This window comes from Wolbachia endosymbiont of Drosophila seguyi (genome assembly GCF_028981765.1).
In the GTDB taxonomy this organism is placed as follows: Bacteria; Pseudomonadota; Alphaproteobacteria; order Rickettsiales; family Anaplasmataceae; genus Wolbachia; species Wolbachia pipientis.
Genome location: NZ_JAPQLM010000015.1, coordinates 1 through 4758, shown reverse-complemented (window position 1 = coordinate 4758; position 4758 = coordinate 1). Strand labels below are relative to the sequence as shown.

Below are 4758 nucleotides of genomic sequence, written 5' to 3'. Positions count from 1 at the left end.
TATTTTACCATTTACTGAAGGAACTGACATAAATTTTGATATTGCAACTCCGGCTAGGTTAGAAAACGCTAATGACAGCATTACTATACCCATCACTACTCCTCTAAGGTTTTTGGGGGCTAGTGTAGTTGCTTGTTCTTGGACTAATGGAGCAATACATAATTCTCCCAGTCCCATAAAGGAGATAGCAATTATTAAATATAAGTATTCTACTTTACCTTCAATGTTAGAGTTTAAACATCCTATGTACAGTGTGAAAAAACACATAGCCATTGTCAGAAGGCCAAGGGTAAACATGGAAGTTGCATATTTTTGCTTAAACTTCATGTATGTTCCAAAAAGAAAGCCAAATATTATAATTGACAAAGGATTTATGGCTTGAGAAACTGAAGCTGGGATTGTTATACCTAATACATTGTTAATAACGTTTCTTTCGGTGAATAAGTTAACCAAAGAGCCAAGCTGCATTTCTAAAGCAAAAAAACACAAGAAAAATACCACAAGAATAGATAATGCCACTAATTTTCGTCTTTGTTCTGCTGATAATTTAGATATTATATAAATAAATATGCCCAGAGCTGTTATTCCAATAAATATGAGCATATTAGTAAAAAATTCACTATGTATAAGCATTTTAGCAATTATTGATGATGACAGAAAGCTTCCTATCAATACTATACCAAAAATTTTAATCCCTAATATGCGCTTATCCATAAGCTCTGGATAAGGAGAAAGGCCGCTATCTCCTAAAAGATTCTGAAATTTGAGAAAAAAGATTAGCCCTATAGACATCCCAATACCAGCTAAACCAAAGCCGTAGTGCCAGCCAAACAAGTGGGCTACATAACCACATGAAATAGAAGCCAATATTGCTCCAATATTCACACCTACGTAAAATAAAGTAAAGCCTCTGCTACGTTCAGGATCGTCTTTGCCATAGCATGAACTAAGTAAGTTAGTTACGTTCCCTTTAAACATACCAGTACCTATGGCTATTAGAGATAAACCTAAATATAATAAACCTGGTTCAAACTTAACCAATGACATGCAAGCATGACCTGCTATCATCACTATCCCTCCAAGCAACACCATGTTGCGGAATCCCATCAACTTATCAGCTAAAAAACCTCCAAGTATTGGTATAGCATAACCTGTTGCAGCAAATAATGAGTAAATAGTAAAGGCCCTCTCATCAGTGAAACCTAAGTGAGAAGTCAAAAATAGGACCAAAAGTGCCCTCATTCCATAGTGAGAGAAACGTTCCCACATTTCAACAAAGCACAACATTTTTAAAAATTGTGGAAACTTATCTGTCTTCTGATCCATAAAATACCCCTAAAGCTTGGGTTAATGTTAAGTAAAACAATAAAAACTGCAAGTAAAACTTAAAAAAAGGTATTGGAAGCTCGGCAGAATAGTTTGTTGGGGTGTGAGCTACGGAAATATTTTTGAATTTGTAATTTTTCAGAAAGCCCTATATTCTTTAGTTTTACATAGCGAACATGAAGTCAAAGCATTATCCTGATACAGTAAGTAGTCCTGATTTTTTATCGTTAGAAAAGGAAATCATAAAATTTTGGCAGGAAAACAAAGTTTTTGAGCGGTCAGTTGAAGAACGTTCCAAGGATAATTGTTTTGTCTTTTACGATGGGCCTCCGTTTGCAAATGGACTTCCGCATTATGGACATTTACTCACTGGTTTCATCAAAGACGCATTTGCAAGATATCAAACTATGCTTCAAAAAAGGGTTGAACGTAGATTTGGCTGGGATTGCCATGGATTGCCGGCTGAGATGGGTGCAGAAAAAGAACTTGGAATATCTGGTAGAACTGAGATAGAGAAGTTTGGTATAGATAAATTTAACGATCATTGCCGTACTTCTGTGATGAAATTTTCATCAGAGTGGGAGAAGTATGTAAATAGGCAAGCAAGGTGGGTAGACTTTCACAATGACTATAAGACTATGGATAAATCATTCATGGAGTCGGTCATGTGGGCATTCAAGCAGCTTTATGATAAGGGTCTGGTGTATGAATCAGTGCGCGTTGTACCATATAGCTGGGCATGCGAAACTCCATTATCTAATTTCGAAACAAGGCTTGATAACGCGTATAGAGAAAAAGTTAGCAAAGCTGTAACTGTTGCATTTGAGCTTTTAGAAAACCCACAGCAATTTAAAAGTGTTAAACGAAAGTGTAAATTACTTGCTTGGACTACAACTCCTTGGACGTTGCCGAGCAACTTGGCTTTAGCAATAGGAAAAGATATTAAGTATTGTGCAGTGTCAGTCCACCCTTTGATGTCATTCCAGCGCGTGACGCTGGAATCTATTTCTGGATCCCAGTGTCTGGGCACTGGGATGACAGGGAGTCGTGAAGGAAGTTCAATGAATGGTGAAATATACATTTTTGCTGAAAGCTACTTAGAGAAATTTATCAGCCACTCTGAACAAAACAATATTCCATATGAAAACTGCAATATAAAACTTAAAGCGAATGATCTTGCAGGTCTTTCTTACAAACCACTGTTTGACTATTTTAAAGACACAAAAAATGCATTTCGCGTTTTTATTGCTGATTATGTGACGGAAGAAGACGGTACTGGCGTTGTGCATACTGCCCCTGGATTTGGTGAGGAAGATTTTTACCTTTGCCAAAGCCATGATATTCCAGTTATTTGTCCAATTGATAACAGTGGAAAATTTACTGCTGAAGTTTCAGATTTGGCAGGGGTTCATGTTTTTGATGCCAATGATACAGTAATAAAAAAATTGAAAGGGCAGGGAAGTTGGTTTAAGACTGAGCAATATATTCACAATTATCCACACTGCTGGAGAACTGACACTCCTTTGATCTATCGAACTATGCCTTCTTGGTATGTTGCTGTTACAAAATTCAAAAGCAGAATGGTAGAGCTAAATAAGAGAGTTAATTGGATACCAAACCACATTAGAGATGGTCAATTTGGAAAATGGCTTGAAGGGGCACACGACTGGTCAATTTCACGCAATCGATTCTGGGGTACGCCAATCCCTGTATGGAAATCAGATGATGCGAGATATCCAAGAGTAGATGTATATGGTTCAATAGAAGAACTGGAGAGAGATTTTAATGTTAAAATAGACGACTTGCACAGACCATTTATCGATACTTTAACAAGACTAAATCCTGATGATCCAACAGGAAAATCAGTTATGCGCCGTGTACCTGACGTGTTTGACTGCTGGTTTGAATCTGGCTCGATGCCATTTGCGCAAATCCACTATCCGTTTGAAAATAAGGAGTGGTTTGAATCTGCGGATTTTATCACTGAATACATAGCGCAAACCAGGGGGTGGTTTTATACGCTCTTTGTATTGTCCACTGCTTTGTTTAATAGGGAACCATTTAAGAACTGCATATGCCACGGTGTTGTTTTGGATGTAAAAGGGCAAAAATTGTCCAAACGTTTGAATAACTATGCAGATCCAATGGAGGTTTTTGATAGATACGGTTCTGATGCACTGCGTTTTCTTATGCTTTCTGGATCTATTATTTGTGGTGGTAATTTGCTACTCGATAAAGAAGGAAACTCAATACGAGATGTTCTGAAAAACGTAATAAAACCTATTTGGAACAGTTATCACTTTTTTACTATGTATGCAAATGCAGATGGAATTAAAGCTGAAGTTTGTAAGGATTATCAAAGTACTATTGATCGCTACATGATTTCCAAATGTTTTGAAGCTGTAGAAAGTATCCAAGCTTCTATGAACAGCTATAGCTCCCAAGAGGCTTGCAAAATTCTGATAGATTTTTTTGGAGTGCTGAATAACTGGTATATTCGTCGCAGTCGCGAGCGTTTTTGGAAAAGTGATTTGGATCAGGATAAAACTGATGCTTATAATGTTCTATATACGGTTTTTTATTACATACTAAGAGCTGCAGCTCCTTTGTTGCCACTTATAACAGAGAATATATGGCAAGGGCTTAAGTATGAAGAAACATCTGTTCATTTGGCTAATTTTCCACAATTAGAGAAGTTTGATAGTCAGCTCATTGCCAAGATGGATCTAGTGAGAGAGGTGTGCAACTCTGCACTTTCGATCAGAAACACTTTTAATATACGTATCAGACAGCCGCTTGGCAGTATGATCATTTATCATCAGTCTTCCTGTAGTTTTCTTGAAGGTGAACCGCTTTCTGTCATCCCAGAGTTCTCTCCTGTTATCCAAGTAGCTGACACTGGGATCCAGTGTGCTGCAGATTCAAATGAGTACCAGGAGATGATAAAAGATGAGGTGAATGTAAAAAGCTTGGAATTAGTAAACAGACTTGAAGGTATTGCATCACTAGAGTTAAAGCTAAATTTCCCACTGCTTGGGAAAAGAATTCCAGACAAAATCAAGAAGCTAGTTCAATATGTCAAGGAGGGAAAATGGAAGCAAGTTGAGAATGAGCAGATATTTCTAGGAGACGAATCAGAGAACTATATTATAGAAAAAGGCGAATATGAACTATTGTTAAAAGCAAACAGTGAATATTCCTCTGTATTTGATAACAATAAAGGGATTGTCATTCTAAATACTGAACTAAATGATGAATTAATTCTAGAAGGGTTAGCGAGAGATGTCGTGAGGCTCATTCAAGAAACCAGAAAACAAGCTGATTTTCATATATCAGATAGAATCAGAGTAATAATCAAAACAGAAGAAGAGAAAATTAAGGAAGCAATAAATACGTGGTTTGAATATATAAAAGAGCAGACCCTTGCCTTAT

The 4758-nt window shown here is 36.9% G+C and carries 2 protein-coding genes; one reads left to right on the top strand and one right to left on the bottom strand.

Annotated elements, in window-relative coordinates:
* Positions 1-1326: peptide MFS transporter (locus OZD62_RS00280; protein ID WP_275019181.1), on the bottom strand; the 1326-nt coding region annotated here is incomplete at its 3' end.
* A 176-nt stretch (positions 1327-1502) separates the two neighbouring features.
* On the opposite strand from OZD62_RS00280, the gene OZD62_RS00275 reads away from it, so the two are divergent.
* Positions 1503-4758, top strand: a 3256-nt coding sequence (locus tag OZD62_RS00275) for a class I tRNA ligase family protein (RefSeq protein ID WP_275019180.1), incomplete at its 3' end; no start/stop codon positions are given.